1 protein-coding gene is annotated in these 491 nt (G+C 59.7%); it reads left to right on the top strand.

What is annotated here, in order from left to right; genetic code table 11:
- Nucleotides 1–26 precede the first annotated feature (26 nt).
- Nucleotides 27–491, top strand: a 465-nt coding sequence (locus CDV44_RS27095) for a glutathione S-transferase N-terminal domain-containing protein (protein WP_087691677.1), incomplete at its 3' end; no start/stop codon positions are given.

The following is a 491-nucleotide window of genomic DNA, read 5'->3' as shown; positions in this document are numbered from 1 at the left end:
ACCGACGCCCCAACGAGGAGTCGCAATTGATTCAGGTCTATTCCTGGGCTACGCCTAACGGCCACAAAGTCCACATCATGCTCGAAGAGTGCGGGTTGCCCTACCATGCACATGCCGTCGATATCGGCGCGGGCGATCAGTTCAAGGACGCTTTTCTCGCCATCTCGCCGAACAACAAGATTCCGGCCATCGTTGACGAAGACGGTCCGGACGGCAAACCGATCTCGCTGTTCGAGTCAGGCGCGATCCTGCTGTACCTCGCGGGCAAAACCGGGCGCTTCCTGCCGGAAGACGTACGCGGCAAGTACGAAACGCTCGAATGGCTGATGTTCCAGATGGGTGGCGTGGGGCCGATGCTCGGTCAGGCGCACCATTTCCGGATCTACGCCCCCGAGAAAATCGATTACGCGATCAAGCGCTACACGAACGAAGCACGGCGTCTGTATGGCGTGCTCGACAAGCGACTGAGCAACCACCCCTATGTCGCGGGC

Origin of the sequence: Pandoraea sp. PE-S2R-1, assembly GCF_002179865.1 — a bacterium.
In the GTDB taxonomy this organism is placed as follows: Bacteria; Pseudomonadota; Gammaproteobacteria; order Burkholderiales; family Burkholderiaceae; genus Pandoraea.
The sequence above is the reverse complement of the archived record's forward strand: the minus strand, read 5'-3'. Positions and strand labels throughout refer to the sequence as shown.